General features: G+C 67.6%; 24 protein-coding genes and 4 pseudogenes. 12 read left to right on the forward strand and 16 right to left on the reverse strand.

Annotation, left to right across the window (positions count from 1 at the left end; genetic code table 11):
• The 6 genes from pgaA to C3Y15_RS12210 form a co-directional block, all read left to right on the forward strand.
• Positions 1-2,044 (forward strand): poly-beta-1,6 N-acetyl-D-glucosamine export porin PgaA (gene pgaA / locus C3Y15_RS12185; protein ID WP_134206833.1); only part of this gene is annotated, 2,044 nt, incomplete at its 5' end.
• A gap of 15 nt (positions 2,045-2,059) precedes the next feature.
• Complete coding sequence (pgaB, locus tag C3Y15_RS12190) at positions 2,060-4,153, forward strand: poly-beta-1,6-N-acetyl-D-glucosamine N-deacetylase PgaB (protein ID WP_011881952.1); 2,094 nt, start codon at positions 2,060-2,062, stop codon at positions 4,151-4,153.
• Positions 4,150-5,421 carry a poly-beta-1,6-N-acetyl-D-glucosamine synthase gene (pgaC, locus tag C3Y15_RS12195; protein ID WP_011881951.1) on the forward strand — a complete coding sequence of 424 codons (1,272 nt, stop codon included), beginning with the start codon at positions 4,150-4,152 and terminating at the stop codon, positions 5,419-5,421. The genes pgaB and pgaC overlap by 4 nt, the downstream gene beginning before the upstream one ends.
• Positions 5,399-5,887: a hypothetical protein gene (locus C3Y15_RS12200; protein ID WP_059734812.1), complete on the forward strand. Its 489-nt coding sequence runs from the start codon at positions 5,399-5,401 to the stop codon at positions 5,885-5,887. The genes pgaC and C3Y15_RS12200 overlap by 23 nt, the downstream gene beginning before the upstream one ends.
• 91 nt (positions 5,888-5,978) lie before the next feature.
• Positions 5,979-7,802, forward strand: coding sequence for a glutamine--fructose-6-phosphate transaminase (isomerizing) (glmS, locus tag C3Y15_RS12205; protein WP_069246518.1), 1,824 nt, complete (start codon positions 5,979-5,981; stop codon positions 7,800-7,802).
• Entirely contained in the window at positions 7,799-9,082 is a 1,284-nt protein-coding gene (locus C3Y15_RS12210; RefSeq protein ID WP_060121065.1) for a hypothetical protein, read from the forward strand. The genes glmS and C3Y15_RS12210 overlap by 4 nt, the downstream gene beginning before the upstream one ends.
• Before the next feature lie 46 nt (positions 9,083-9,128).
• On the opposite strand, the gene C3Y15_RS32235 is transcribed toward C3Y15_RS12210, so the two are convergent.
• Positions 9,129-9,242, reverse strand: a complete 114-nt coding sequence (locus C3Y15_RS32235; RefSeq protein ID WP_224056435.1) for a DUF3626 domain-containing protein — start codon at positions 9,240-9,242, stop codon at positions 9,129-9,131.
• Between the two features lie 325 nt (positions 9,243-9,567).
• On the opposite strand from C3Y15_RS32235, the gene C3Y15_RS12220 reads away from it, so the two are divergent.
• On the forward strand, positions 9,568-10,404 hold the full coding sequence (locus C3Y15_RS12220; RefSeq protein ID WP_011881947.1) for a cytochrome c: 837 nt from the start codon (positions 9,568-9,570) through the stop codon (positions 10,402-10,404).
• Positions 10,405-10,413: 9 nt separating this feature from the next.
• Here the strand turns inward: C3Y15_RS12220 and C3Y15_RS32240 are convergent.
• Positions 10,414-10,621, reverse strand: a pseudogene (locus tag C3Y15_RS32240) (Zn-dependent hydrolase); the annotation flags it as partial.
• Positions 10,622-10,747: 126 nt separating this feature from the next.
• Here C3Y15_RS32240 and C3Y15_RS12230 point away from each other — a divergent pair.
• The 4 genes from C3Y15_RS12230 to ahpF all read left to right on the forward strand — a co-directional run bounded on the left by C3Y15_RS12230 (position 10,748) and on the right by ahpF (position 14,332).
• Entirely contained in the window at positions 10,748-10,966 is a 219-nt protein-coding gene (locus C3Y15_RS12230; protein ID WP_011881946.1) for a hypothetical protein, read from the forward strand.
• A 163-nt stretch (positions 10,967-11,129) separates the two neighbouring features.
• Complete coding sequence (locus C3Y15_RS12235; protein WP_011881945.1) at positions 11,130-11,495, forward strand: type II toxin-antitoxin system VapC family toxin; 366 nt, start codon at positions 11,130-11,132, stop codon at positions 11,493-11,495.
• Between the two features lie 555 nt (positions 11,496-12,050).
• Positions 12,051-12,614, forward strand: coding sequence for an alkyl hydroperoxide reductase subunit C (gene ahpC, locus C3Y15_RS12240; protein ID WP_011881944.1), 564 nt, complete (start codon positions 12,051-12,053; stop codon positions 12,612-12,614).
• Between the two features lie 119 nt (positions 12,615-12,733).
• The gene (ahpF, locus tag C3Y15_RS12245) at positions 12,734-14,332 is read left to right on the forward strand and encodes an alkyl hydroperoxide reductase subunit F (RefSeq protein WP_011881943.1); all 1,599 of its coding nucleotides are present in this window, start codon (positions 12,734-12,736) and stop codon (positions 14,330-14,332) included.
• A 112-nt stretch (positions 14,333-14,444) separates the two neighbouring features.
• Here ahpF and C3Y15_RS12250 read toward each other — a convergent pair whose 3' ends face one another.
• The 9 genes and pseudogenes from C3Y15_RS12250 to C3Y15_RS12290 all read right to left on the reverse strand — a co-directional run bounded on the left by C3Y15_RS12250 (position 14,445) and on the right by C3Y15_RS12290 (position 21,553).
• Complete coding sequence (locus tag C3Y15_RS12250; RefSeq protein ID WP_069240098.1) at positions 14,445-15,251, reverse strand: extensin; 807 nt, start codon at positions 15,249-15,251, stop codon at positions 14,445-14,447.
• A gap of 167 nt (positions 15,252-15,418) precedes the next feature.
• A complete protein-coding gene (gene lpxO, locus C3Y15_RS12255) occupies positions 15,419-16,318 on the reverse strand; it encodes a lipid A hydroxylase LpxO (RefSeq protein WP_059461133.1) in 900 nt (299 codons plus the stop codon).
• Positions 16,319-16,527: 209 nt separating this feature from the next.
• Positions 16,528-17,082 (reverse strand): carboxymuconolactone decarboxylase family protein, encoded by a 555-nt coding sequence (locus C3Y15_RS12260; RefSeq protein ID WP_059455256.1) that lies wholly within the window; start codon positions 17,080-17,082, stop codon positions 16,528-16,530.
• Positions 17,083-17,107: 25 nt separating this feature from the next.
• Complete coding sequence (locus tag C3Y15_RS12265; protein ID WP_059459889.1) at positions 17,108-18,442, reverse strand: aspartate aminotransferase family protein; 1,335 nt, start codon at positions 18,440-18,442, stop codon at positions 17,108-17,110.
• 15 nt (positions 18,443-18,457) lie between these two features.
• A pseudogene (locus tag C3Y15_RS12270) lies at positions 18,458-18,736 on the reverse strand (carcinine hydrolase/isopenicillin-N N-acyltransferase family protein); the annotation flags it as partial.
• Positions 18,729-19,271 (reverse strand): annotated as a pseudogene (locus C3Y15_RS12275) (ATP-binding cassette domain-containing protein); the annotation flags it as partial. The pseudogenes C3Y15_RS12275 and C3Y15_RS12270, both read right to left, overlap by 8 nt.
• Complete coding sequence (locus tag C3Y15_RS12280) at positions 19,268-19,714, reverse strand: ABC transporter permease subunit (protein WP_069246519.1); 447 nt, start codon at positions 19,712-19,714, stop codon at positions 19,268-19,270. The pseudogene C3Y15_RS12275 and the gene C3Y15_RS12280, both read right to left, overlap by 4 nt.
• 67 nt (positions 19,715-19,781) lie before the next feature.
• Positions 19,782-20,533: pseudogene (gene glnH, locus C3Y15_RS12285) on the reverse strand (glutamine ABC transporter substrate-binding protein GlnH).
• Between the two features lie 648 nt (positions 20,534-21,181).
• A complete protein-coding gene (locus tag C3Y15_RS12290) occupies positions 21,182-21,553 on the reverse strand; it encodes an MAPEG family protein (protein ID WP_011881935.1) in 372 nt (123 codons plus the stop codon).
• A gap of 305 nt (positions 21,554-21,858) precedes the next feature.
• Here C3Y15_RS12290 and alr point away from each other — a divergent pair, with 305 nt between their 5' ends.
• The gene (gene alr, locus C3Y15_RS12295; protein WP_014725112.1) at positions 21,859-22,980 is read left to right on the forward strand and encodes an alanine racemase; all 1,122 of its coding nucleotides are present in this window, start codon (positions 21,859-21,861) and stop codon (positions 22,978-22,980) included.
• Positions 22,981-23,133: 153 nt separating this feature from the next.
• Here alr and C3Y15_RS12300 read toward each other — a convergent pair whose 3' ends face one another.
• The 5 genes from C3Y15_RS12300 to C3Y15_RS12320 form a co-directional block, all read right to left on the reverse strand.
• On the reverse strand, positions 23,134-23,928 hold the full coding sequence (locus tag C3Y15_RS12300; protein WP_085954508.1) for an enoyl-CoA hydratase: 795 nt from the start codon (positions 23,926-23,928) through the stop codon (positions 23,134-23,136).
• 74 nt (positions 23,929-24,002) lie between these two features.
• Positions 24,003-24,368 (reverse strand): response regulator, encoded by a 366-nt coding sequence (locus tag C3Y15_RS12305; RefSeq protein ID WP_006765703.1) that lies wholly within the window; start codon positions 24,366-24,368, stop codon positions 24,003-24,005.
• 38 nt (positions 24,369-24,406) lie between these two features.
• A complete protein-coding gene (locus C3Y15_RS12310) occupies positions 24,407-25,366 on the reverse strand; it encodes a chemotaxis protein CheX (RefSeq protein ID WP_014725114.1) in 960 nt (319 codons plus the stop codon).
• A gap of 22 nt (positions 25,367-25,388) precedes the next feature.
• Entirely contained in the window at positions 25,389-25,973 is a 585-nt protein-coding gene (locus tag C3Y15_RS12315; protein WP_011881930.1) for a hypothetical protein, read from the reverse strand.
• On the reverse strand, positions 25,970-26,710 hold the full coding sequence (locus C3Y15_RS12320; RefSeq protein ID WP_011881929.1) for a methyl-accepting chemotaxis protein: 741 nt from the start codon (positions 26,708-26,710) through the stop codon (positions 25,970-25,972). The genes C3Y15_RS12315 and C3Y15_RS12320 overlap by 4 nt, the downstream gene beginning before the upstream one ends.
• Between the last annotated feature and the right edge of the window lies 1 nt (position 26,711).

The raw sequence follows: 26,711 nt of genomic DNA on the forward strand, positions 1-26,711 counted from the left end.
CGCGCCCACCCTGCGGCCGCCCGGCGCGCAACCGTCCACGCTCGACGCGCCGAACTCGCAATCGCCCGGCGCCCAGCTCCCCGGCGATACGCCGCAGCGCTCGCAAGGCCCCGACGTCGAGGCGCCGAACGCGCAGGCGCCGAACCTGCGAACCGCCGACGTCGCCACCGTGCGCAACGACGTATTCGGCCTCGCGGCGAGCGGCGGCGCGGTCAAGGCGCTCGAGGAAGCGAAGGCACGGCCCGACGCATTCTCGGCGGTCGACGTCGCGCAGCTGGAGGAACTGTCGATACGCCAGCAGGTACGCGGCGGCCGCGACAAGTCGCGCTCGATGACGAGCGCCGACCGCTTCGACGGGATCGACGACGCGCTGCGCGCCGCCGACGATCTCGACCAGCGGATGCCGCCGACCCCCGAGTATTCGCCGGTCCGCACCGCGCTCGCCGGCGACCGCACGATCGCGCATGCGGCACGCGGCGACATGAAAACGGCCGTCGCGACGTTCGAGACGATCCCGTCCAACGCGGAGATCTCGATCGACGCGCTCGCGGCCGTCGGCGATGCCTACCTGTACCTGAGCGAACCGGCCAAGGCGCACGCCGTATACGAGCGTGCGCTGAAACAGGCCACCGCATCGCCGACGGACCGCGCGACCCGCGGCTTCCAGTACGGCGCCCGCACGCGCGCGATCGAACTGCGCGAAGGGCTGTTCTGGTCGTACGTCGACCAGGGCCGCGCGGCCGACGCCGGAAAAGTGCTCGACGACATGCGCACGTCGCTGCCGCCCGCGAAGGAGGTACGCAACTACGGCCCGGAAGAAAGCGATTATTTGCGCTACTACCGGCTGCGCGCGCAATACCTGATCGTCACGGGGCACGTCGACGAAGGGATCGCCGCGCTCGAACAGCTCGAGAAGGAGGTGCCGTTCAATGCGGAAATCCGCGCGGCGCACGCCGACGCGGTGTCGGGCCAGTCGCATCCGCGCCAGGCGATCTCGATGTACCGCGCCTCGCTGACCGATCATCCGGACAGCGTCGAGATGCTCGCCGGTCTCGGCCGCGCGGCGCTCGCGGCCGACGACTACGCGAGCGCGAAATACGCCGATCAGACGCTCGGCAACACGTTCCCCGACAGCGGCGCCGTGCGCAGCTTCAAGCGCGACTACAACGCCTATCGCAGCCCCGTGTTCACGACGGAACTGAGCTACGAACACGGCAACAGCGCACTGGCCGACAACAGCTTCACGTCGGACAGCTATCTGTACTCACAGCCGTTCGGCGACAACTGGCGCGTGTTCTCGCATACGTTCTTCGGCTACGCGCAGACCGATGCCGGCAGGATCAGCCGCACGCGCACCGGCGTCGGCGGCGACTACCGGCACGGGCCGCTGACCGTGCAGGCGGAAGCCACGCGCTCGCTCGGCACCGATGGCCGAACCGGCGGCCGCGGCACGATCGCCTACGCGCTGAACGACTACTGGACCGTGAGCGGCGCGCTCGACAGCAACGACAACTCGCTCCCGTGGAAGGCCTATGCGGCGCACATCTGGGGCCGCTCCGCGAACGTCGCGGTCGTGTATCGCCAGAACGATCGCCGCGAGGTCCGGCTCAGCTACGGCGTGAACCGCTACAGCGACTCGAACCTGCATCAGGAGATCGCGGCGAGCGCGACGCAGCGCGTGTACACGTCGGCCAACCAGCTCGTCAACGTGTCGCTAGATCTCGGCACCGACAGCAACACGCGCCAGGACGCACCGTACTTCAGCCCAGGCCGCGACTATGCGGCTGCCGTCACCGTGATGCACCAGCTGATGCTGTGGAAGAAGGGCGACATGGGATTGCAGCAGCGCGTGTCGGTGTCGGGCGGCATGTACAACGAGCGCGGTTTCGGCACGAGCGCGCTGTGGAGTGCGCGCATCGAACACGCGTGGACCTTCAAGCGCGACATCACGCTCAGCTACGGCATCGAGGTGAGCAGCCACGCGTACGACGGCCAGCGCGAGCGCTCCGAAACCGGCTTCCTGTCGGTCAACCTGCCGTTCTAGCAAGGAGATCGGACAATGCAATCGAGACGGACCTTCATGTGCGGATGCGTCGGCACGTTTGCTGCCTGTTCGTTGTTCCCGGGCGTGACGGGGGCCAAGATGATCGACCTGCTGCCGCCGTCCGATCCGGCCGACGGCAAGACGTTTCGCGTGATCTGCCTGCATGACGTGCGCGACAACCTGATGGCGTCGTTCTCGTCCGCGTCGGCGATGGTCGACCCGTTCGCGGTCGACACCGGCACGCTGACGGCGATCTTCTCGTGGCTGCAGACCAACAACTATCACACCATCACGGTCCGCCAGATCGAGGAGTCGCGGCGCGGCGGCAAGCCGCTGCCGCCGCGTGCGGTGCTGCTCACGTTCGACGACGGCTACCGCAGCCACTACACCAAGGTGCTGCCGCTGCTCGAGCGCTTCCAATATCCGGCCGTGATGGGCATCGTCACCGCGTGGATCGACGCGCCGCCCGATCTGCCGATCCGCATCAGCGACAAGGTCCAGGTGCCGCGCGACTACTTCATGTCGTGGGACGAGGTGAAGCAGATCGGCCAGTCGCACCTCGTCGAGCTGGGCTGCCACACCCACAACCTTCATCACGGCGCGGTCGCGAACCCGCAAGGCAACGAGCTGCCGGCGACCACGTCGCATCTGTATCTCAAAGACGAGAAGCGCTATGAAACCGACGCCGAGTTCGAAGCACGCGTGCACGACGACCTGCAAACCTGCGTGCGGCAGATCCGCGAGCGCACCGGCATCGTCGCGCGCGCGATGGTGTGGCCGTACGGTGCGGAAAACCAGCCCGTGCGCAGGATTTCGACATCGCTCGGCATGGACATCCAGTTCAGCCTCGATGCCGGCCCGAACACGCCCGACGTGCCGTTGGACCGGCTGAGGCGGATCCTGATGATGTACGACGTCGACATCGGCGGGTTCGAGCGCTCGATGCGCGAGCCGGCGTCGAACCGCGGCGACGTCGACGTGCCCGAGCGCATCGTGCAGGTCGATCTCGATCAGGTCTACGATCCGGACCCGGCGCGCCAGGAAGCCAATCTCGGCAAGCTGATCGAGCGCATCTACCGGATGCAGCCGAAGTCGGTCTACCTGCAGGCCTATGCGGACCCGAAGGGCACGGGCGTCGCCGAAGCCGTGTATTTCCCGAACCGCCATCTGCCGATGCGCGCCGACCTGTTCTCGCGCGCCGCGTGGCAGCTCAACACGCGCTCGAACGTGCAGGTGTACGCGTGGATGCCGGTGATCGCGTTCCGGCCGCCGCCCGACAAGCTGCGCGGGCTCGCGGCCGTCACCGCATACGGCGGCGCGCCGGCGCGCGAGAACGGCACGCGCGTGTTCCGGCTGAGCCCGTTCGATCCGGATGCGCGACTGATGATCGAGCAGATCTACGAGGATCTCAGCAAGCACGCGTCGTTCAGCGGCATCCTGTTCAGCGACGACGCCGTGCTCGACGATTACGAGGACGCAGGCCGGCATGCGCTGCACACCTATTCGCTGTGGGGACTGCCGGCCGATGTCGGCAAGATCCGCGAGAGCCCCGACCTGATGAAGCGCTGGACCCGCCAGAAATCGCGCTACCTGATCGACCTGACGCGGCAGCTCGAACAGATCGTGCTGGCTTATCAGAACGTCGGCGACGTGCTGACCGCGCGCAACCTGTTCGCGCTGCCGGTGATCAAGCCCGAGTCCGAGGCGTGGTACGCGCAGAACTACGACGACTTCCTCGCGACCTACGACTACGTCGCGTTGATGGCGATGCCGTACATGGAGCAGGCGAGCGACCCGGAGCGCTGGCTGGACCAGCTCGTGCGCACGGTGCGCGCGAAGCAGCGCGGGCTGCAGCGCACCGTATTCGAACTGCAGTCGTACGACTGGCATGCGCGCAAGGAAGTGTCGGCCGGCACGCTGCTCGCGCAGATGCGCCGCTTGCGCAGCGAGGGCGCGGTGAACTTCGGCTACTACCCCGACAACTTCCTCAACGGCCAACCCGAGCTCGACGCAATGCGCGACGTGATGTCGCTGAAGTCGCGCCTCGACCCGACATCGATCAACGCGCTGATGCAGATGCAGAACGCGCAGGGGACCCGGACGCCATGACCAGCCACAGCCTCATCCAGCGCGTGCAGGACTTCGTGTTCTACTACCCTTTCTTCATGTCGTATCTGTGGATGATCGGCGGCGTCGTTCACTACTTCCTGCTCGAGGAAGGCCGCACGCTCGGCACGCGCGCGATCGCGGCGAGCGGCATTCCGAAGGTCTCGATCGTCGTGCCCTGCTTCAACGAGGCCGCGAACGCGCGCAGCGTGATCCGCCACCTCGATGCGATGGATTATCCGAACTACGACGTCATCGCGGTCAACGACGGCAGCAAGGACCGCACCGGCGAGATCCTCAACGAACTGGCCGTCGAGATTCCGCGCCTGCTCGTGATTCACCACGCGCGCAACGAAGGCAAGGCGGTCGGACTCACCACCGCCGCAGCGGTATCGAACGCCGAGTATCTGCTGTGCATCGACGGCGACGCGCTGCTCGCGCACGACGCGATCGGCTGGATGCTCGAGCATTTCGTGACCGATCCGGGCGTCGGCGCGGTCACCGGCAACCCGCGCATCCGCACGCGCACGTCGCTGCTCGGCCGCATGCAGGTCGGCGAATTCTCGTCGATCGTCGGGCTGATCAAGCGCACGCAGCAGGTGTACGGCCGCATCTTCACAGTGTCGGGCGTGATCACGATGTTCCGCAAGACCGCGCTCGCCGACGTCGGCTACTGGAGCTCGGACATGCTGACCGAGGACATCGACATCAGCTGGAAGCTGCAGTGCCGCGACTGGCGCGTGGTCTACGAGCCGCATGCGCTCAGCTGGATCCTGATGCCCGAGACGCTGAAAGGACTGTACCGACAGCGGCTGCGCTGGGCGAAGGGCGGCATCCAGGTGCTGCTCAAGTACGCGGGCACGCTCGCGCGGCCGACCCAGATGATGATGTGGCCGCTGTTCGCGGAGTATCTGATCGGCATCGCATGGGCGTACGCGATGTCGTTCATCCTGCTGCTCGCGCTGATCGACGTGGTGTACCCGCTCCCGGCGAACTGGCATGTGTCCGTGGTGCCGCACTGGCACGGGATGCTGCTGGTCGCAACCTGCATCCTGCAGCTGATCATCGGCAGCATGATCGATCGTCGTTACGACGAAAAACTCCTGATGTACTTCCTTGACACCATCTGGTACCCCGTGGCGTTCTGGCTGATCAGCATGATCACCACCGTCGTCGCGTTGCCCGCCGTCGTACTGCGGGGCCGCGGCAAGCGCGCCGTGTGGGTCAGTCCCGACCGAGGCATTCAACATGAAGAACGCGCCGATTATTGACCTTTCCCTGCGTGCGCCGCACGAGATGATCGCGGAGCGCGGCACGCTCGTCGGCCCCGTGCTGGTCGCATGGTTCCGCCTCGTGCGGCCCGCGCTGGTGGGCGGGGTCTGGGCATCGATCTGCATCTATACGTACCGCTATCTGCTGCCGTTCAACGAGGCCGAGATGCCGATCGAGCAGATCGTGTTCTATGTGACGAGCATCGCGCTGATCGCCGGCACCATCGTCACGTGGCTGATCGCAGGGCGCGTCGTGCACCCGCTCGCGTACCGGCTGCGCGTGTCGAAGATGCTGCGGCGCTCGGCCAGCGTGCAGGCGCGCGCGGTGCCCGCGCACGCGCTGGCCGGCGCACGCCGCTACGGCGCGCGGCGCACGACGCGCATTCTGGTCGCGTCGCACGACGCGAACGGCTCGATCGCCGGCATCGAATGGATCGCGCACGCGGGGCCGCAGCCCCGCGAGTAGGTCGGCGTGCGCGTCCGTCCGCGCGCGGCGCATCGTTCGCTTTGCGCCGCGCGCCGGGCGGCAACTTCCCGTTCTGTAGACGAGGTGAATCATGTGCGGAATCGTCGGAGCAAGCGGCCTGAACAATCAGGTGCCGCAACTGGTCAAGGCGCTGAGCCGGCTCGAGTATCGCGGCTACGATTCGTGCGGCATCGCCGTGCTGCGCGACGGCCGCCTGTGCAGCGAACGCACGCTGCGGCGCGTGGCCGACCTGCAGGACCGCGTGCTGACGCTCGGCCTCGAAGGGCAGACCGGCATCGCGCACACGCGCTGGGCGACGCATGGCGCGCCGTCGGAAATGAACGCGCACCCGATCATGTCGGGCGACACGATCGCGGTCGTACACAACGGCATCATCGAGAACCACGACACGCTGCGCGCCGAGCTTCGGCAGCGCGGCTACATGTTCCGCGGCGAGACCGACACCGAGGTGATCGCGCATCTGATCCACAGCGTGTATCGCGACGATCTGCTCGACGCGGTGAGGCGCGCGGTCAAGCGGCTGCACGGCGCCTATGCGATCGCGGTGCTGAGCGCCTGCGAGCCGCAGCGGCTGGTGGCCGCGCGCGCCGGCTCGCCGCTCGTGATCGGCATCGGCGCGGACCAGAACTATCTGGCATCCGACTGCGCGGCGCTCGGCGAGCTGACCGACCGCTTCGTCTACCTCGAAGACGGCGACGTCGCGCTGATCACGCCCGAGCGCATCGCCGTGGTCGATTCGATCGGCAGCGACGCGCAGCGTCCGCTGTGCGTGGTCCGGGCGCGCGACCACGACGCAGCGCTCGGACCGTATCGTCACTTCATGCAGAAGGAGATCTTCGAGCAGCCGAAGGCGATCGCCGCCACGCTCGACGGCGTCGACACCGTGTCGCCCGCGCTGTTCGGCGACGACGAAACCGCGCGCGCGCTGCTGTCGAAAACGCGCAGCGTGCTGCTGCTCGGCTGCGGCACGAGCTACTACGCGGGCCTCACCGCGAAGTACTGGCTGGAGAGCATCGCGGGCATCCGCGCGCAGGTCGAGATCGCCAGCGAGTACCGTTATCGCGAGACCGTGCCCGATCCGCACACGCTGGTCGTGGGCATTTCGCAGTCGGGCGAAACGGCAGACACGATCGGCGCGATCGAGTATGCACGCGCGATGGGCCAGCATCTGTCGATGGCGATCTGCAACGTCGCGACCAGCTCGATCGCGCGCACCGCCCCGCTCTGCTTCCTCACGCGCGCGGGCATCGAGCTCGGCGTCGCGTCGACCAAGGCGTTCACGACGCAACTCGTCGCGCTGTTCCTGCTGACGCTGACGCTCGCGCGGCAACGCGGCCGGCTCGACGACGCGCAGGTCGCGCTGCACCTGAACGGGCTGCGCGCGCTGCCGGCGCGCATCGGCCACGCGCTCGCGCTCGAAACGCAGATCATGGGCTGGGCCGCGAAGTTCGCGCGCGCCGACCACGCGCTGTTCCTCGGGCGCGGCATGCACTATCCGATCGCGCTCGAAGGCGCGCTGAAGCTGAAGGAGGTGTCGTACGTCCACGCTGAAGGCTATCCGGCCGGCGAGCTGAAGCACGGGCCGCTCGCCCTGGTGACGAGTGCGATGCCGGTCGTCACGATCGCGCCGGACGACCGCCTGTTCCAGAAGCTGAAATCGAACATGGCGGAGGTGCGCGCACGCGGCGGCCGGTTGTACGTGCTCGCCGGCCAGCATCTGGGGATCGACGCCGACCGCGACACGCACGTGATCCGCGTGCGCGAATCGGGCGATGCGCTGTCGCCGATCGTCAACGTGATCGCGCTGCAGCTGCTCGCGTACCACGTCGGCTGCGCGCGCGGCGCCGACGTCGACAAGCCGCGCAATCTCGCGAAATCGGTGACCGTCGAATGATGGGGCGGCTGGCCGTCGTCGCGCATGCGGGCCGGCGCGGCGCTCGCGCGCGGCTCGGGGCGGCGCTGTGCGGCGTCTGCTGGGCTGCCGTGGTCCCGTCGCTCGCGTGCGCTGGTACCTCGGCCATGCATACCGTCACCGTGCAGGAACGCGCCGCGCCGCAGGACGACGGCGACCCGCGGCGCTTCATGCACGGGATCGGCGTAGCCGACGCCGGCGGCGGGCGACGCTGGGTGTTCTTCAGCAGCTCGGGCATCGCGCCGCGCGGCGCACTGCGCAGCGGCAACTGGCCGCACGACGTGTACGTCGGCGAATGGCTTCCCGGCAAGCCGCGCATGCTGCGCGTCCATACGTTCATCAGCCGGCCGGAGGCGCAGGAGCCCGTGTCGATCGCGCAGAACCCGCGCGGCGACATCTTCGTCACGTTCGAGGACGGCTGGAATACGCCGCAGGTGGTCAGCCAGCGATACGGCATCTATCGGCGCGACCTGAAACCGGTCAAGCCCTATCCGAACGACGTCGAGTCGGGCGGACATTCGGGCCATGTCGCCGCGGTCGGCGAACGCTTCGTCGTGTTCTATTCCACCGATTGGATCGACGGCGGCGGCGTCGACAACCTCGGCACCGGCAACGGCGTCTATGTGAAAACCTACGATGCCGAAGGACGCGTGCTGAACCACGTGCCGGTCGCGCCGCATCGCCGCGAATGGTGGCCGCTGGTCGCGGGCTCGCCGCGCCGCGCGCTGCTGGTCTGGCAGAAGTACATCGCCGGCAGCACCGACGCGACGCTCGAATACGCGATGTTCGATCCGGTCACCGCGAAGCTCGACAAGCTCGGCACGCTGAGCGACGCGATCCAGTACTACGTGTACTCGTCGGCCTACGTGCCGGCGATCGACCGCTTCGTCGTCGTGACGACGACGGCCGACGAGCGCGGCGTCGCGATGCTGATCGATCCGGACGGGCGCCGCGTCGCGACGCTCGACTGTCTGCCGGCGTCGGTGCGGGAGTCGGGGATCGGCATCGACGGCGCACACGCGTACGTGCCGACCCGCGACGGCCGGCTGCTGACATTGGCGCTGTCGCCGACCGGCATGACCGTAAGCGGCGTGCAGCGCTCGCCGGTGCCGTGGGGGGCGACCGGCATCGTCGGATTCCCGGCGCGCGCCGCCGCGATGCATTTCGTGTCGCTGACACCGACCGGCGTACGCGAAGCCGACTTCGACACGGCGCGCGAGACGCCATTGCCGGACGCGGACGCGCAGTGTGCGCGCCGCTGACCATCAAGGTGCGGCGAGCGCCCGCGCGCACATCGTGGCTGCGCGTTCAGCGCTCGTTGCTCGTCACGGTTTCGAACTGCGAGCGATAGACGCCTTCGCGAACGATGCGCTCGAGCGTTGAGACGCCGTCCAGCAGCGTGTCCGGATGGAAATTCGGCATGACGGGAAATTCCGGGCCGACGCCAGTTGGCTGGCCACGATCGTCGGATATGGGCAAAGCGTACGGTCTGCGACAGTGTCCATGCCGATGGTCCGGTAGCGTCGGCGCGACCGACTGTATCGCGATGTCCGCGATGCCGTGAAGGAGGCAGCGCACCGCACCGCGCATGTTTCGGTACCCGATGCTATATCGCGCGCACGCTGCACGCCGCGCGTTCCGAAGTCGCCAACGCCGCGCGCACCGGCTAGACTGTCGCCCGATCCCATTCACCGGCCAGCGCCCCTGCAGTTTTCTCGCGGCCGGAACACCCTCGTACGGAGAACGAATGCTGAAGCGCCGGTGGTTTTCGCTGTTGTTGCTGCTCGCGTGCGCGCTCGCCACGCACGCATCCGCACAGTCCGCGCTCGAACTCGACACCGGCGGCGCGCCGCGCGTGCTGACGCGCGACGCCTTGCTCACACGCGCCGATGCGACCGAGCTGCACGTGCCGCACGACATCGCGTACGGGCGGCCGATGACGTTCCGTGCGGTGCCGTTCGCAGCGCTGCTGGGCGATGCGCCGCTGCCGGCGGACGGCGTGCTCGAAACGCGCGCGGCGGACGGCTTCGCCGCTCAGCTGCCGCTCGATCTGGTGCGCCGTCGTGCGCCGGCCGGCGCCGTTGCATGGCTCGCGATCGAGGACCCGGCGCGGCCGTGGCCGAAGCTGCCCGGCAAGCCGGTCAGCGCCGGCCCGTTCTATCTGGTGTGGTCGGGGCCGGACGCGGCGTCGGTGCGCGGCGAGCAGTGGCCGTATCAGATCGTGCGCATCACGATCCAGTCGTCGCCGCTCGCGCGCTGGCCGTCGCTCGCGGTCGATCCCGCATTGCCGGCGAACGCGCCGGCCCGCGCCGGGCAGCGGCTGTTCGTCACGCTGTGCCTCGCCTGCCACCGCATCGACGGCGCCGGCAGCAGCCAGGCCGGCCCCGATCTGAACACGCCGATGAATCCGGTCGACTACTTCCAGCCGGCCGCGCTGCGCCGCTACATCCGCGATCCGGCCTCGGTGCGCGACTGGCCGGGCCGCGTGATGCCGGCGTTCCCGCCCGAGCAGCTGAGCGACCGGGAACTCGACCAGATCGTCGCGTACCTGACGTACGTCGCGCGGCGCAAGCCCGGCAAATAAGCCGCGGCGCTCACGGGCGCTTCGCGGCACCGCTTGCAGCAGCACGTTGGCGCCGGCCGTCGACCATTCCGGCGTGATCGCGTCGGCCTCGTTGTGGCCGAGACCGTCGACGCACGGCACGCGCGGCATGGCACGCGTCGTGGCCCGCGCCCGACACGATGTCCAGGTGCGACAAGCCGAACGCCTGCGCCGCGTCGCGCACCGCGCCGATGTGGCGCGCATACGACATCGGGGCCTTCAGCACACGCAGATGTTGTCGTAGCGGCCGCGCGTCGGCGATGCCCCAGCTTGCGGACGTCACTCGATGTATATATGATACGCATATCATATATCGGAGAATGCCATGAGCCGCATCCTGATCGATCTGTCGAATGGCCAGCTCGACGAGCTGGCCGCCATCGTCGACACTGAGCAACGCCCTCGCGCCGCGATCATTCGCGATGCAATCGATGCGTATATCGCACAACACAAGCGATCGCATGCCGATATCGTGTTCGGCCTGTGGAAGGACCGCGCCGTCGACGGGCTCACCTATCAGGAGGCACTGCGTTCAGAATGGTAAAAGCGATCATCGACACCCGTTACGTCACCGCATGCCGGAGCCGCCGGCTTGCGGCCAACGCTCGTCCCGCACGGCTTCGGCCGCCGCATGCCGGCACCGTGTTCGGTCTCTGGAAAACGCGCGCGCTCGACGGGCTCGCGTATCAACAGGCGTTGCGCGCGGAATGGTGAATGCCCTCTTCGACACCAACATCCTGATCGACTATCTCGGCGGCGTGGAAGCCGCGCGCGAGGAACTCGCCCGCTACGAGTCGCGCGCGATCAGCGTGGTGACCTGGATGGAAGTCCTGGTCGGCGCAACGGCAAGCGACGACGCAGCGATCCGCACGTGGCTGTCGTCGTTCGACATCATTCCGCTCGACGGCGCGGTGGCGAATCGCGCGGTCGCGATTCGCCAGGCGCGCCGCATTCGGTTGCCCGATGCGATCGTGTGGGCTTCCGCGCAAGTGAACGGCCTGCTGCTCGTATCGCGCAACACGAAGGATTTTCCCGCCACCGAACCGGGCATCCGGGCGCCCTATCAGTTGTAGCGCAGGCGGCGGCGGGGCGAATGTCTGCCCCGTCCTGCCCTGCCAGTCGCTGCCCCCTGACGGCAGCCGCGCGACCGTATAGGCCAAGCGTCGCACGCCGGTCCGTGCGTGCCGACGTTCGACGTACTCGATACGCTTCATGCGCTCGACGACGCCCCGACACGCACAACACGCTCGAACTGACCGCCGCATCGCGCAACCGCGCCACCGCCCAACGGCACATGCAAAGCACCCGGCATTTCCATACATCACGTGGCCGCGGTGCCGATATCGCACCGGCCTCGTGCCCAGCGACCATCGACCGACCGCAGCGCCCCAGGCGATGCATCGAGCTTCCTCGCGTTCGGCCACGGCGCACGCGCCGCACGCAATGCCGCCCCTCCGAGCCTCACTCCGCCTCACGGATCCAAAGCCCCGCCCACGCCCGTTCGAAACCGCGCCGCAACCAGATAGAAATTCCCGATGCAGCGGATTAAAACAAGCAATTTCACAAGGCAAGGGTGAACCCCGATACTGAGCACACTTCATCAACACCACCGCAAAGGAACGCTCAAGATGCCGATCATCAACACCCAAATCAAACCGTTCAAGGCAACCGCATACCACAACGGCGATTTCGTGCCCGTGACCGAAGAGAACTTCAAGGGCAAGTGGTCCGTCGTCGTGTTCTACCCGGCCGACTTCACGTTCGTGTGCCCGACCGAACTGGGCGATCTGGCCGACCGCTACGCCGAATTCCAGAAACTGGGTGTCGAAATCTACGGCGTGTCGACCGATACGCACTTCACGCACAAGGCATGGCACGACACGTCGGAGACGATCGGCAAGATCAAGTACCCGATGATCGGCGACCCGACGCTCACGCTGTCGCGCAACTTCGACGTGCTGATCGAGGAAGAAGGGATGGCGCTGCGCGGCACGTTCGTGATCAACCCGGAAGGCGAGATCAAGCTGTGCGAAATCCATGACAACGGCATCGGCCGCGACGCCGGCGAACTGCTGCGCAAGGTGCAGGCCGCGCAATACATCGCCGCACATCCGGGCGAAGTGTGCCCGGCAAAGTGGACGCCGGGCGCGGAAACGCTGACCCCGTCGCTGGACCTGATCGGCAAGATCTGACGATCGCCCCGCGCGCGCCGCACGGCGCGCGCCACGCCACCGCGGGCCGGCCCTCGCCGCCCGCCCTCCTCCGGCACCCCGTGCCCGAGCAGCCACATCAATACGGAATTCAGAACGCCATGCTCGACGCCAATCTCAAGAATCAACTGAAAGCGTACCTCGAAAAGATCACCCGCCCGATCGAACTCGTCGCCTCGCTCGACGACGGTGCGAAATCTCAGGAACTGCTTGCGCTGCTGAACGAGATTGCGTCGCTGACGTCGCGCGTGACCGTCATCGAGCGCCGCGACGATGCCGAGCGCAAGCCGTCGTTCTCGATCGGCGAACCCGGCAAGCCGGCCGGCATCCGCTTCGCCGGCATTCCGATGGGCCACGAATTCACGTCGCTCGTCCTCGCGCTGCTGCAGACCGGCGGCCATCCGATCAAGCTCGACGACGACGTGATCGAACAGATTCGCGCGCTCGACGGCGACTTCGCGTTCGAAACGTATTTCTCGCTGTCATGCCAGAACTGCCCGGAAGTCGTGCAGGCGCTGAACGTGATGGCACTGATCAACCCGCGCATCCGCCACGTCGCGATCGACGGCGCGCTGTTCCAGGATGAAGTCGACGCACGCCAGATCATGGCCGTCCCGACGATGTTCCTGAACGGCGCAACGTTCGGCCAGGGCCGCAGCAGCGTGAAGGAAATCCTCGCGAAGCTCGACACCGGCGCGAGCGCACGCGCCGCGAAGTCGCTCGAAAACAAGCCGGTGTTCGATACGCTGATCGTCGGCGGCGGCCCGGCCGGCGCGGCCGCGGCGATCTACTCGGCGCGCAAGGGCATCGCGACGGGCGTCGTCGCCGAGCGCTTCGGCGGCCAGGTGCTCGACACGATGGCCATCGAAAACTTCGTGTCGGTGCAGGAAACCGAAGGGCCGAAGTTTGCGGCCGCACTCGAGCAGCACGTGAAGCAGTACGACGTCGACATCATGGACGTGCAGCGCGCCGAGGCGCTGATCCCCGGCGACGTGCATCAGATCCGCCTCGCGAACGGCGCCGTGCTGAAGGCGAAGACGATCGTTCTCGCGACCGGTGCGCGCTGGCGCGAAATCAACGTGCCGGGCGAGCGCGAGTACCGCAACCGCGGCGTCGCCTACTGCCCTCACTGCGACGGCCCGCTGTTCAAGGGCAAGCGTGTCGCGGTGGTCGGCGGCGGCAACTCCGGCGTCGAGGCGGCGATCGACCTCGCCGGCATCGTGAAGGAAGTCACGCTGCTCGAATACGGCGCACAACTGCGCGCCGACGAGGTGCTGCAGCGCAAGCTGCGCAGCCTGCCGAACGTCACGATCGTCACGCAAGCGCAGACGACCGAGCTGACCGGCGACGGCAACAAGCTGAACGCGCTCGTCTACAAGGATCTGCAGTCGGGCGAAACTAAACGTATCGCGCTCGAAGGCGTGTTCGTGCAGATCGGCCTCGTGCCGAACACCGAATGGCTGAAAGGGACGGTCGAGCTGTCGAAGCACGGCGAGATCGTCGTCGACGCCCGCGGGGGGACGTCGGTGCCCGGCGTGTTCGCCGCCGGCGACGTGACGACGGTTCCGTTCAAGCAGATCGTGATCGCAGTCGGCGAAGGTGCGAAGGCATCGCTCGGCGCGTTCGATCACCTGATTCGGCAGGACGCGACGCCGGTCACGACCGCCGCGCCGCAGCCCGCCGAAGCACTCGCCGCGTAACGCGTAACGCGCGACGCGCGCACCGATTCGTCTCTCTTGGCCCCGCATGCTCTGGTCGGCGTGCGGGCCCTTTTTTATCCGGCGTCGCGCCGCGCGAGCGCGCTGCCGCTCGTCACGGGGCGACAGGCGCGCCGTTCGTCGACGCGGGCGTCGTCCTGATGGTGCTCGATTGCCGCACCAACTGCTCGGTCATCGCGGCGGCAACCGGGTTCGAGCCGGCGGCCGCATGCGGTTGCGCGAGGCCCGGCGTCGCCACGTATTGCGGCGGCGGCAACGACGGATCGAGCTTGGCGGACTCGCGCACCAGCGCGGCGGTTTCAGGTGTTTCGGCGCGCTGCGCCGGCTGCGCCGTTGCCGCGTGGCGCTCGAGGCCGTCGCGGGTGCGTGCGGCATGGCGGGTCGGCTGCTTGCCGGACCGAGGCGCTTGCGCCGTGTCAACCGGTGCAGCGGGTTGCGCCGCGCGGGTCGGCTGAGCCGGTTGAATCGTCTGCGGCGCTGCCGGCGGCAACTGCGCGGGTTTCGCATTCGTGGGGGTCGAATCGGCCGGCTCGACCGCGACCACGTGGACGGCGGGCGGCGGTGCGGCCGGCTTCGGCGCGGGCACGGCAGCGACGGGCGCGGCCGGCGCAACTTGCGCGACCGCCGCGGACGCCGGCACCGAACGGTCACGTGCGGCCGCTTGTTGCGGCAGCGCCTCATCTACATGCGGGGAAGGAGCGGCATCGGGCGCGGGCGGCGCGATCGCGCCCTGCACGGTGCGGCCGTCGGCTGGGGCCGTAGCAGCCGGTGCGGCTGCGTCGCCGATGCCGGCCTCTGCGATCGCGCGGTGGTCCGCACGCAGCAGCATTACGTAGCCGGCGCCCGCGGCCGCGACCAGCAGCCCACCGGCGATCCACAATGTCTTTCGGGTACTCGTCATGCTTGCTCACCGATCGTGTCGACGTGAACAAGCCATGATACCCGCGCGTCGACGCGCGATCCCGTGCGAATACATTTGGTTGCATTGACGCGCAGCCGGCCCACCATGCAGCGCAGCCTCGCGATCGTCAGCCCGCCCGAACCGCCCCGCTGCCGCCCGTCATGCGATCAGACCCAGAATATCGCGACCGCGATCCCGCCGAACAGCGCCCACTTCACGATGTAGTACACGGTCCGGTTCCACGCCTTCAGCCGCTTGCCCAGGCGCCGAATCGCATACAGATACTTGAACGCGTGATTGAGGCCGCCGGTGCGGTCGCCGGTTTCGTTCGGCGACGCCGCCGCGCGCATCAGCAGCTGCCCGAACGCGTCGTTGACGCGCTGCGCCCAGCGGTATTTCATCGGCCGGTCGATGTCGCAGAACAGGATCACGCGATCGTGCTCGGTGCGGTTCTCGGCCCAATGCAGATAGGTTTCGTCGAACATCACGGCCTCGCCGTCGCGCCATGCATACGACTCGCCGTCGACGACGATCCGGCACGCCGCGTCGTTCGGCGTGTCGAGCCCGAGGTGATAGCGCAGCGACCCCGCATACGGATCGCGATGCAGGCCGAGCTTCCCGCCCGGCGGCAACTGCGCGAACATCGCGGCCTTGATCGACGGAATCCGCGACAGGATCTCGACCGTGCGCGGACACAACGCCTGCGCGGACGGATGCGGCGCGTCGTACCACTTCAGGTAGAAGCGTTTCCAGCCGTTGCGAAAGAACGAATTGAAGCCGATGTCGTTGTACTCGGCCGACGCCTTGATCCGGCTCGAATCGCGCAGCGCGAGCGCTTCGTCGCGGAAGGTGCGCCATTCGCGCTGCAGCACCGCGAGTTCAGGAAAGTGGCCGATGTCGATGAACGGCGTGGTCGGCACCGACGAGAACGCATACGAAAAGCAGTTCAGCGGCGCGGTGAAGGTCGAGTGATCGGATAGTTGCCTGAACAACCGATGCCGAACCTTGCCGCGCCGATGCGTATGGACCACACACGCAATGAACACGATCAACAGGACCCAGCGCATCGATATTTCCCCCGTAAATTCTTTGCAGAAATTTTAGGGAAGGGGAAAAATTCATGCACTGAAGCGCACGCGAAACGACGCGCGCAATCGACGCGCGAGCACGATGCCGGCCGCCCGCCCGCACATCGCCGAAAAGCCCGTGCCGACGGGCTTTTCGGCGCCATCGCAACGCATGCGCGCGATGCCGGCCGCACCGGCGCACGCGGCGATTATTCCGAAAACGGCAAATCAGTTTGTCCGTCTGCGCGCATACCGAACGTGTTGAGCGTCATCGCGACCAGCGCGTAATAGCCGAGCAGCGCGACCAGATTGACGACCGTCTCGTGGCCGAAGCGCGCGCGTGCGCGCGCGAACGTCGCGTCGCTCACGCGCTGCGTGTCGTAGAGCTCGGTCGCGAACGCATGGATCAGCGCATCGTCGTCCGATTCGAACGCCGGCTTCACGCCGCGCCGGATCGCGTCGGCCGTTGCGGCCGGCACGCCGGCTTCGAGCGCGATCGGATGATGGATGTGCCACTCGGCTTGCGAGCGCCAGCGCGCGGCGGTCACGAGGATCGCCAGCTCCGACAGCCGCAGCGGCAAGCCGGTGCGATAGCGGCAGAACGCGCCGAGCCGCTGCGCATGCTGCGCCAGCTCGGGGCTCGCGATCCAGCCGACGAACGGGCCGTTCAGGTTGCCGCGCGGACCGCTGAGGATTTCGGCCAGCACGGCCTTCTGCTCGTCGCTCGCCGATGCCGGATCGAACGGAGGCAATCTGTCTGTCATCGCAACCTCTCCAGGGGTTCGGGATTCACGCGCCGGCCGACGCGAGCGCCGCACCGATCGCGCCGGACAGCCGTTCGACGATCGTGTCGATCTGCTGCGCGGTGCAGATGAACGGCGGCGCGACGAGAATGTGATCGCCGTGCACGCCATCGATCGTACCGCCCATCGGATACACCATCAGCCCGCGCTGCATCGCCTCGCGCTTGACCGCCGCATGCAGCTTCAGCTTGGGATCGAACGGTGCCTTGCTGTCTCGATCGCGCACCAGCTCGACGCCGACGAACAGCCCGCGCCCGCGCACGTCGCCGACGTGCGGATGCGCAGCGTAGTGCTCGCGCAGCGACGCGCGCAGCTGCTCGCCGCGCGCCTTCACGTTGTCGAGCAGCTTCTCGTCGGCAATCACGCGCTGCACTTCGAGCGCGGCCGCGCACGCGGTGGCATGGCCGAGATACGTGTGACCGTGCTGGAAGAAGCCGGAGCCGTCGACGATCGTCCGATAGATGCGATCGCTCACCAGCGTCGCACCGATCGGCTGGTAGCCGGCGCCGAGCCCTTTCGCGATCGTCAGCAGGTCGGGCGCGACATCGTCTTCGTCGCACGCGAACAGGTAGCCGGTGCGGCCCATCCCCGACATGATTTCGTCGAGGATCAGCAGCACGCCGTACTTGTCGCAGACCGCGCGAATCTTCTTCAGGTAAGTGCGTACCGGCGGCACCGCGCCGGCGGTCGCGCCGACCACCGTTTCGGCAACGAACGCCGCGACGTTCTCCGCGCCGAGTGCGACGATCTTCTGCTCGAGCTCGTCGGCGAGGCGCTGCGCATACGCTTCGTCGGTCTCGCCCGCCGCCTGGTCGCGATACGCATAGCACGGGCTCACGTGATGCGCTTCGATCAACAGCGGCAGGAACGGCTCGCGCCGCCATGCGTTGCCGCCGATCGCGAGCGCGCCGAGCGTGTTGCCGTGATAGCTCTGGCGGCGCGCGATGAAGTGGCGGCGCTGCGGCTCGCCCTTCTCGACGAAATACTGGCGCGCGAGCTTCAGCGCGGCCTCGATCGCCTCGGAGCCGCCCGACACGAAATACACGTGCTCGAGCCCTGCCGGTGCGGCCTCGACGAGCCGGTCGGCCAGCTCCTCGGCCACGTCGGTCGTGAAGAACGACGTATGCGCGTACGGCAGCTGCTGCACCTGCCGCTTGATCGCGTCGATCACGCGCTGGTTGCTGTGGCCGAGACACGATACGGCCGCGCCGCCGCAGGCGTCGATATAGCGTTTGCCGGTCGAATCGATGATCTCGATGCCGTCGCCTGCGACGGCGACGGGCAAGGTGGCGCGCGGAGCGCGATGGAAAACGGTCGTCATGCGTTGCCTCATGGATCAGGACGCGCGGGGCGCGTGCCCGGACGGCACGATGCGCGTCGCGAAGCGCTGCGTGCCGTGTCGATGGATCGTGAAGTCGATCGCGGTGTCGCGGATCTCGAACACCGCGGTCGCCAGCGTGTTTTCGTCGTCCGGGTCGGCCGGATCGTCGCGATAGATCGGCAGCCCTTCCGGTGCGCGGTCGCCGAGCACACGCAGCAGCGCGGCTTCGTCAGGCACGTCGATGCCCGGCAGCAGCGCATCGACGCGCCGCCGACGGTCGCCGGACGATCTCGTGCGTGACGACGATCATCGTCATCCCTTCGGTCGCGAGATCCTGCATCGCCTTCAGCACTTCATGGCGCAATTCCGGATCGAGCACTGACGTCGGCTCGTCGAACCGCATCAGCCGCTGCCGCGGCCGGATCGCCAGCGCCCGCGCGATCGCGACGCGCTGCTGCTGGCCGCCCGACAGCTCCGACGGATAGTGATTCGCGCGCGATGCGCCGCGCACCTGGATCGGCCCGAACATCACGTTCTCGAGCGCGGTCATTTGCGGAAACAGGTTGAACTGCTGGAACACCATGCCGCCTTCGAGCCGGATGTCGCGGATCGTCGTCGCGTTGCCGCGCACGCTCTGGCCGTCGACCAGCAGCTCGCCGCCGGTGATCTTCTCGAGCGCGTTGATACAGCGCAGCATCGTCGACTTGCCGGAGCCCGACGGGCCGACCACGACGACCACCTCGCCTGCGTCGATCTTCAGGTCGATGTTCTTCAGCACCGGCACGTGGCCGAAGCTCTTCGACACGTTCTGGAATTCGATCATGCTCATAAGATTTTCATCCGCTTTTCGACGAGCCGAAGCGCCAGCGTCATCACGCCGGTCAGTATCAGATAGATGACGGCCACCGCGAGCCCCGCTTCGGTCAACCCCTTCGGGATCGACAGCAGCGCGCCTCGCACCACTTCCGCGAGATACGCGCCCGAATTCACCGTGATCGCGGCCGTCAGGCCGTCGATGCGGATATGCGCGAGCAGCGGCAACGCGAAGTACAGGAACATCACCTGTACGACGATCGGCGTGCCGCGGATCAGTTCAATATCAATCTGGGCGAGCATGTTCATCGCCTTCGGTCCGTATGCGCGGAACATGCTCGCAATCATCCCGACGACGAAACCGCCCACCAGCCCCACCAGTGCGATGAACACCGTCAACCGGACCCCGTCCATCAGGTCCGGCAGCGCCGCCCAGATCGCCGGCCAATCGAAATTCACGTGTCGCTCCCCGTTCGATTCAAGACCGGCGCGGCCACCCCGGCCGCGCCATCGTGTGGCGTCACGCTCACATCTTCGGCGGCTCGGCGCCGAACCACTTCTTGTAGATCTGCGCGTAGCGGCCGTCGGCCTTGATCTTCACGAGCGACGCGTTGACCTTCGGCACCAGCGCGCTGCCCTTCGGGAAGCCGATCCCGTACTGGTCGCCGCTGACGGGCTGGCCCGCGACCTTCACTTTGCCCTTGCCTTCGTTGTTCACGAAGAACAGCACGTTCGGCGTGTCGTGCATCGCCGCGTCGACGCGGCCTGCCTCGAGCGCGAGGTACGCCTGGTCGATGTTCGGGAACTGGCGGATTTCCTTCGGCTTCAGGTGTGCCTCGATCCAGTCGATCGTCGCGGTGCCCGTTTTCGCGGCGATCACCTTGCCGTTCAGGTCGTCGATCGACTTGATCGACGTATTGCCGGTCTGCACCATCGCCGCGAGCCCGCTGTCGTAGTACGGCGCGGAGAAGTCGATCGCCTTCTTGCGCTCCTCCTTGATGGTCATCCCCGACAGCGCGACGTCGATGTTCTGCGTCTGCAGCGCCGGAATCAGGCCCGCGAAATCCATCGGCTGGATCGTGTACTTCCAGCCCGGGTCCTTCGCGATCTCGGCCCACAGGTCGAGATCGAAGCCGACGTACTTGTCGCCCTGCTTGAACTCGAACGGCATGAACGACGTATCGGTACCGACGACGAGCGTCTTGGTGTCCGCGCGGGCGATGCTGGCGCCGAGCGCGGCAGCGACCGCACGGCTTTCAGGAAGGAACGGCGACTCATGACTTTTCTTCGCATGGTTGAGCGAGGTAACCGGCCGGCTGGCCGGGGAATGACGACATCAAGCCGCACCGCAACATGCGATGTTGAATTATACATTAGAGCAACATGTGTTGTCAGTGTGGATACTACGACAACAAAAAAACGCGCAACGGAAAAATGTATCGAGACAAACCCGAGCCGGGGCAAGCGGGTTTGATCTGAGGAAAGGGGCGTCAGGGGTGCGGGGCGGGAGCGACCGGTCGGTCGGTGGCAATGGCGCGCCGTTGCGGAGCGTGGAAGTGCGAAAGTGCCGACGAGGCGATGTGGGCGAGCGCCGTTGCGGCGAACTCGTGTGTTGCCGTGGCGATCCGGGAATGGAGTGGACGACTGCGCATCCCGCGGAAGGAGCGAGCGAGGGACGCTGCCGCGGGCAGCGGGGCCGGACGCTTGGTGCGAAGCATCCCCTCTCACGCTGGGCCGGCGCGCGCCGGTCGCCGTCGACCGCGTTCGTGCCCAGCGAAGCCGGCGCGCCGCCGCTCAAGCGCGCGAAGGCCGTAGCGCCCGCATCCACAACGCATCCCATGACGCTCACGCGCGCGGCGCGGGTGGTGCCAGGCGAGCCCACGCACACAGCGGCGCGGGCATCGCCGGCTCGTTACCTCATCGTCGTCACGGCGCGGCGAAGAACAGCGCGACGACGCAGGCCATCCCGGCGAACCACACGAGCGAGCGCAGCGCCGCCCAGTCCAGCACGTACATCAGCGCATACACGATGCGGATCGCGACGAACGCGATCGCGAGCTGGTCGACGTGATGCGCATTCGCGCCGTTGTGCCACGCGACGACGAGCCCGGCCGTAAACAGCGCGAGCGCTTCCCACGCGTTCTGGTGCGCGGCCTGCGCCCGCGCGCGCCAGCCTTCGAGCCGCGCGAGATACGCGCGCGGCGCATGGTTGTCGTAGCCCTTGCGGGCCTTCGCGAGAAAAGTCATGGGGAACGGCAACAGCGCCACGATGAACAGGCACAGCTGGGACGTCGTCATCAAAGTCTCCTCCTTTATGATTACATCGATCAATGACACGGTCTCGCAGAGCTTAGCATCGCGACACCCCGTTCGCGCACCGGTTTTCTAGACGGCGGACTCGGCAAGGCCGGCTGCGCGAAGTCGCGACGACCCGCCCGCGAGATCGAACATTCCACCAAATCAACGCTAAATACGTTAATTAAAACTGGTCCAACATACATAAGATAGCGATCGAAACTGGCTTGGCACGTCGCCACGCCACCCTGCCGACCCCGCGCTGCACCGTCGTGCGCGCGCCGAACGACCTTCGATCCGAACCGACCATGCCCCGTCCCATCGTCGCCCATATCCGTCCCGACGCCGTCCGCCACAACCTCGACTTCATCCGCCGCACCGCCGCGCGCTCGCGCGTGTGGGCCGTGATCAAGGCCAATGCATATGGTCACGGGATCGAGCGGATCTATCCGGGCCTCGCGGCCGCCGACGGCATCGCGCTGCTCGATCTCGACGAAGCCGTGCGCGTGCGCGAGCTCGGCTGGGACAAGCCGGTGCTGCTGCTCGAAGGGATCTTCGAGCCGGTCGACGTCGAACTCGCCGACCGCCACCGGCTCACGGTGGCCGTGCACTGCGACGAGCAGCTCGATCTGCTGATCGCCGCGCAGCCGCAACGACCGATCGACATCCAGCTGAAGATGAACTCGGGGATGAACCGGCTCGGCTACCGTCCGCACCTGTTCCGCGCCGCGTGGGAACGCGCGGCGGCTGCACCGTCGATCGGCAACATCACGCTGATGATGCACTTCGCGAACGCCGACGAAGGCGAAGTCGCCTGGCAGCTCGACCAGTTCGATGCAGCCACGGCCGGGATCCCGGGCGAGCGTTCGACGTCGAATTCGGCCGCCGTGCTGTGGCATCCGCAGGCGCATCGCGACTGGGTGCGGCCCGGCACGATCCTGTACGGCGCATCGCCGACCGGCGCGTCGCGGCACATCGCCGATACGCCGCTGATGGCGGCGATGACGCTCACCAGCAAGATCATCGGCGTACAGACGCTCGCGCCGCAGGAAACGGTCGGCTACGGCCGCCGCTTCACGGCCGAGCAGCCGATGCGGATCGGCGTCGTCGCATGCGGCTATGCGGACGGCTATCCGCGCCACGCCCCGACCGGCACGCCGATCGCCGTCGACGGCGTGATGACGCGCGTGATCGGCCGCGTATCGATGGACATGCTGACCGTCGATCTGACGCCGTGCCCGAACGCCGGCATCGGCTCGAGCGTCGAGCTGTGGGGCGATCAGGTGAAGGTGGACGACGTCGCGGAAGCGAGCGGCACGATCGGCTACGAGCTGATGTGCGCACTCGCACGCCGCGTGCCGGTGGTGGTCGTGCCGCCCGGCGCGTCGGCAGCGGAGCCGGCGCTGCGCACCGGCAGCTACGGACGTTGACGAGCGCGGCGGCGGCGCGTTGCAGGTGCCGTCAGCGCGCCGCATACGGTTGCGGGCCGCATTGCACGCGGCGCGTGCGCGCAGCCGCCGCGTAGAGGCGCCGCGCATCGGCGAAGGCAACGCTGGCCCCGCACCGCGCCGCTCCCCTGCCCGCTACGAACGCCAGATCGGCTCGCGCTTCTCCAGGAACGCGTCGATTCCCTCGCCCGCATCTTCTTCCATCATGTTGCGGGCCATCACGTCGCCCGCATACGCGTATGCATCGTCGAGCGGCAGCTCGCGCTGCCGGTAGAACATCTGCTTGCCGTAGCGCACCGCCGCCGGGCTCTTCGCGACGATCTCCGCGACCTTGCGCGCGACGGCCGCGTCGAGCGCATCCTCCGGCACGGCCTCGTTGACGAGCCCCCACGCGGCGGCCGTCGCCGCATCGACGAAGCGGCCGGTGACCAGCATGTCGAACGCGCGCTTGGCGCCCACGTTGCGGCTCAGCGCGACGGCCGGCGTCGAACAGAACAGCCCGACGTTGATCCCCGACACCGCGAAACGCGCGGTATCGGCCGCGATCGCGAGATCGCATGCGGCAACCAGCTGGCAGCCGGCCGCCGTCGCGATCCCCTGCACGCGCGCGATCACCGGCACCGGCAACGCGCGCATCGCGAGCATCACGCGGCTGCATTGCGCGAACAGCGCACGGTAGTAATCGAGTTCCGGCTTGCCGCGCATCTGCCGCAGGTCGTGGCCCGCGCAGAATGCGCGGCCTTCGGCGGCGAGCACCACGCAGCGCGCCTGCGGGTCGGCGGCGATCGAATCGAATGCCGCCTGCAGGCTCGCGAGCAGTTCCTCGGACAACGCGTTGAACTGCTGCGGACGGTTCAGCCGCAGCGTGACGACGCCGTCACGCACGTCGTGCAACAGGATGGGTGCTGCCGAAGCGCAATTCGTATCCATGACGTCCCCGGTTGAAATGATGTCGATGCGATCACGCATCAATATAGTCCAACGGGGAAGCCCACGCCGCGCGGTCAGCCCGCGAGTTTCTTCAGCGCGTCGAGCACCGCGTCGCCCTTGAACGGCTTGACGATCCAGCCCTTCACGCCGGCAGCCTTGCCGCGCTCCTTCATCGCCGGGCTGCTTTCGGTCGTCAGCATCACGACGTTGACCGACGTGTTCGCCAGTTCGCCGCGGATTTTCTCGACCATCGTCAGGCCGTCCATGTTCGGCATGTTGACGTCGCTGATCACGAGGCGCACGCCGGGCGTCGCCTTGAGCTTCGCGAGCCCGTCCTTGCCGTCCACTGCCGTCGCGACGTCGAGCCCGTGATTGCGCAGGAAGCCCGCGACTTCGTCGCGCACCGTGCCCGAATCGTCGACCACCAGAATCTTTGCCATGCTTTCTTCCCCTTTTGCGTCGTTGCCGACTTCAATGTTCAAAACAGTTCGAGCTCGCCCGACTCGACCATCGGCCCGACGTCGTGCACCGTTTCGCGGAAATCCTCCGGCGACCAGCTCAAGCTGAACACGAAGCGCTGATCGAGCTGCACCGCGCGGCCCGACGCGCGATCGGTCACGCGATACTTGAAGCAGAGCTGCGGGCAGTCGCCGCCGAACGAGATGAACTTCTGCTTGTGATTGACGACGAGCGGCACCTGCACCGGATGGCGCGCGAGCGCGTCGGCGTCGCCGAGATAGCGGTCCTTGAACGCGCCCCACACGAGATTCGTCAATTCGCCGAGCACGCTGTTGACGTCGCGAAAATCGGGTGCGCGGCCGTCGTCGCGCGTGCCGCCGATCATGTCGAGCAGCGGCTGCTCGCTCGTCTGCAGCAGCATGTAGCCGCGGCACCACGCGCTTTCGAGCGCGATCAGGCTGAACACTTCGCCGAAGATGATCTGGTCGCGCACGATGCACGGCGTGTCGCATTCGATCGCCATCCCCGGAAACAGGCCGTCGAGGCGCGCCTCGGTGATCTCCGCGATGCCGCGCACGAGCGCGTTCGGGTAATCGCGGCCGAACAGGTATTCGTCGACGGCGCGCTTGAGCGGCGTCAGGTCATCGGCGACGTAGGCCGCGCACGCGACGCGCGCGAGCGCATCGGGCAGCCCGTCGCGCGACGCATCCGCCGCGCGGCGCAGGATGATCGGCAACTCGGGGCGCAGCGCGTCGATCTGCGTCGCGACGATCGCGCTCTCGGCCGGCGAGCCGCCGTAGTCTTCGGCGAGCAGGATCGCGCCGAGATCGATGTTCGAGCGCAGCACCTGCAACAGGCGGTTGCGGCGCACGGTCAGGCCCACGAGGTTGTGCTCGTCGCAAAAGCGCTTGATCGTCGCGGCATGCGCGCGGCTGTCGTCCAGCACGAGCACCTTGCTGACGGGTTGGTCCACGGTCATCTCGGATAATCCTCGGATTCGGTCAAAACAGTTCGAGCTCGCCGCCCGTGTCCACCGCAGCCGCTTCCGGCACGTGGAAATCCACCGGCGCGTTCGCGCACACGCAGAGCGTCGCGCCGATCCGCACGTCGCCGTCGAGCGTCACGTCGTACGCGGCCGTGTGAGCGGGATGCAGCGCGGCCAGGTAATCGACGCTCTCGCCGCTCAGCAGATAAGGCGTCGACATCCCGAGATCGGGAAATGGCGCGGTGAGCGCCTGGTTGATCGCGCCGCAGCACAGGTTCGCGACTTCCATGAACGCTTCGGCCAGCGGCCGCTGCGTGCTCGCTCCGGGCGTCGTCGCGGCGAAATGACGTTGCGTCGGCGCATCGTCGCGAAAGCGCAGCGCGAGCAGCAGACGGAAATGCAAGGCCGAGATCGTCAGCACGACGACCTGCTCGCGCGCATCGGGCTTGGCGCGCCGCTGGGTGCGCGACGGATCGTCCGGTGCGCGCCCGGCATCGTGCGCGACCGGCCGGATCTCGCATGGGCCGCCGCCCGCGAGCCGCGTGCGCGCCGCATCGAAGAAGATCCGCTCGAAGCCGGCACGCGCCTGCGCACTGATCACGCCGCCGCTCCTTCGAGCCGCGCGTGCAGTTGCGCCGCGAGCGTCTCGACGGTTGCCAGCGCGGCGGTGATCATCTTGCCGCCGGCCTGGATGTCCTGGAACGTCGCGGCCGTCACGAGGTCGTTGCGGTTCAGGCTGTCGCGATAGCTGTTCGACAATTGCTGCGAGCGCGCCGCCAGCCCGCGCACCTCGCTCGCGACGATCGAGAAGCCGCGCCCGGCCGCGCCGGCGCGCGCCGCTTCGATCGACGCGTTCAACGACACGATCGACACGTGCGCGACGATCGCCGACAGCTCCTGGTTCTTCGCGCGCATGTCCTGGTTCTGCGTGGTGAGCGAGATCATCTGCTCGTGCCAGCGCTCGAACGTGCCGGCCAGCCCGCGCAGCCGCGCGGCTTCGTCGGCGAGCTTCGTCGCGTGCTGCGACAGCGCCGCGCGCTCGGCCGCGAGCGCCTGCAGCGCGTCGCGCCGCTCGTCGGCGCCGGCCGTCTCGCGCGCCAGCGCCTGTTCGAGCTCCGCTTCCCGCTGCGTCCAGGCCTGCGCCGCCTGCGCATGCGCGGCGACGGCCGCGTCGGCACGCGCGTCGGCGGCGTTCAGCGCGTCGCGCAATGCGTGCGTTTCGCTCGCGATCGCGGCTGCGGAACGCGCGCGCAACACCCGCGCGACGATGAAGGCGATCAACGCGGCCGCCACGCCGCCGCTCAGAGCGGCGCCGACCGGAATCATCCACGCCTGCACG

The sequence above is a fragment of the Burkholderia sp. B10 genome (assembly GCF_004368385.1).
In the GTDB taxonomy this organism is placed as follows: domain Bacteria; phylum Pseudomonadota; class Gammaproteobacteria; order Burkholderiales; family Burkholderiaceae; genus Burkholderia; species Burkholderia vietnamiensis.

Coding starts and splice junctions, on each gene's coding strand:
- lpxO (WP_059461133.1), bottom strand. CDS start 16,318: ATGCGCTGGGTCCTGTTGATCGTGTTCATTGCGTGTGTGGTCCATACG.
- glmS (WP_069246518.1), top strand. CDS start 5,979: ATGTGCGGAATCGTCGGAGCAAGCGGCCTGAACAATCAGGTGCCGCAA.
- pgaB (WP_011881952.1), top strand. CDS start 2,060: ATGCAATCGAGACGGACCTTCATGTGCGGATGCGTCGGCACGTTTGCT.
- C3Y15_RS12235 (WP_011881945.1), top strand. CDS start 11,130: ATGGTGAATGCCCTCTTCGACACCAACATCCTGATCGACTATCTCGGC.
- C3Y15_RS12210 (WP_060121065.1), top strand. CDS start 7,799: ATGATGGGGCGGCTGGCCGTCGTCGCGCATGCGGGCCGGCGCGGCGCT.
- C3Y15_RS12230 (WP_011881946.1), top strand. CDS start 10,748: ATGAGCCGCATCCTGATCGATCTGTCGAATGGCCAGCTCGACGAGCTG.
- C3Y15_RS12305 (WP_006765703.1), bottom strand. CDS start 24,368: ATGGCAAAGATTCTGGTGGTCGACGATTCGGGCACGGTGCGCGACGAA.
- C3Y15_RS12250 (WP_069240098.1), bottom strand. CDS start 15,251: ATGACGAGTACCCGAAAGACATTGTGGATCGCCGGTGGGCTGCTGGTC.
- C3Y15_RS32235 (WP_224056435.1), bottom strand. CDS start 9,242: ATGCCGAATTTCCATCCGGACACGCTGCTGGACGGCGTCTCAACGCTC.
- C3Y15_RS12200 (WP_059734812.1), top strand. CDS start 5,399: ATGAAGAACGCGCCGATTATTGACCTTTCCCTGCGTGCGCCGCACGAG.
- C3Y15_RS12265 (WP_059459889.1), bottom strand. CDS start 18,442: ATGACGACCGTTTTCCATCGCGCTCCGCGCGCCACCTTGCCCGTCGCC.
- C3Y15_RS12220 (WP_011881947.1), top strand. CDS start 9,568: ATGCTGAAGCGCCGGTGGTTTTCGCTGTTGTTGCTGCTCGCGTGCGCG.
- C3Y15_RS12300 (WP_085954508.1), bottom strand. CDS start 23,928: ATGGATACGAATTGCGCTTCGGCAGCACCCATCCTGTTGCACGACGTG.
- ahpF (WP_011881943.1), top strand. CDS start 12,734: ATGCTCGACGCCAATCTCAAGAATCAACTGAAAGCGTACCTCGAAAAG.
- pgaC (WP_011881951.1), top strand. CDS start 4,150: ATGACCAGCCACAGCCTCATCCAGCGCGTGCAGGACTTCGTGTTCTAC.
- ahpC (WP_011881944.1), top strand. CDS start 12,051: ATGCCGATCATCAACACCCAAATCAAACCGTTCAAGGCAACCGCATAC.
- alr (WP_014725112.1), top strand. CDS start 21,859: ATGCCCCGTCCCATCGTCGCCCATATCCGTCCCGACGCCGTCCGCCAC.
- C3Y15_RS12310 (WP_014725114.1), bottom strand. CDS start 25,366: ATGACCGTGGACCAACCCGTCAGCAAGGTGCTCGTGCTGGACGACAGC.
- C3Y15_RS12260 (WP_059455256.1), bottom strand. CDS start 17,082: ATGACAGACAGATTGCCTCCGTTCGATCCGGCATCGGCGAGCGACGAG.
- C3Y15_RS12290 (WP_011881935.1), bottom strand. CDS start 21,553: ATGACGACGTCCCAGCTGTGCCTGTTCATCGTGGCGCTGTTGCCGTTC.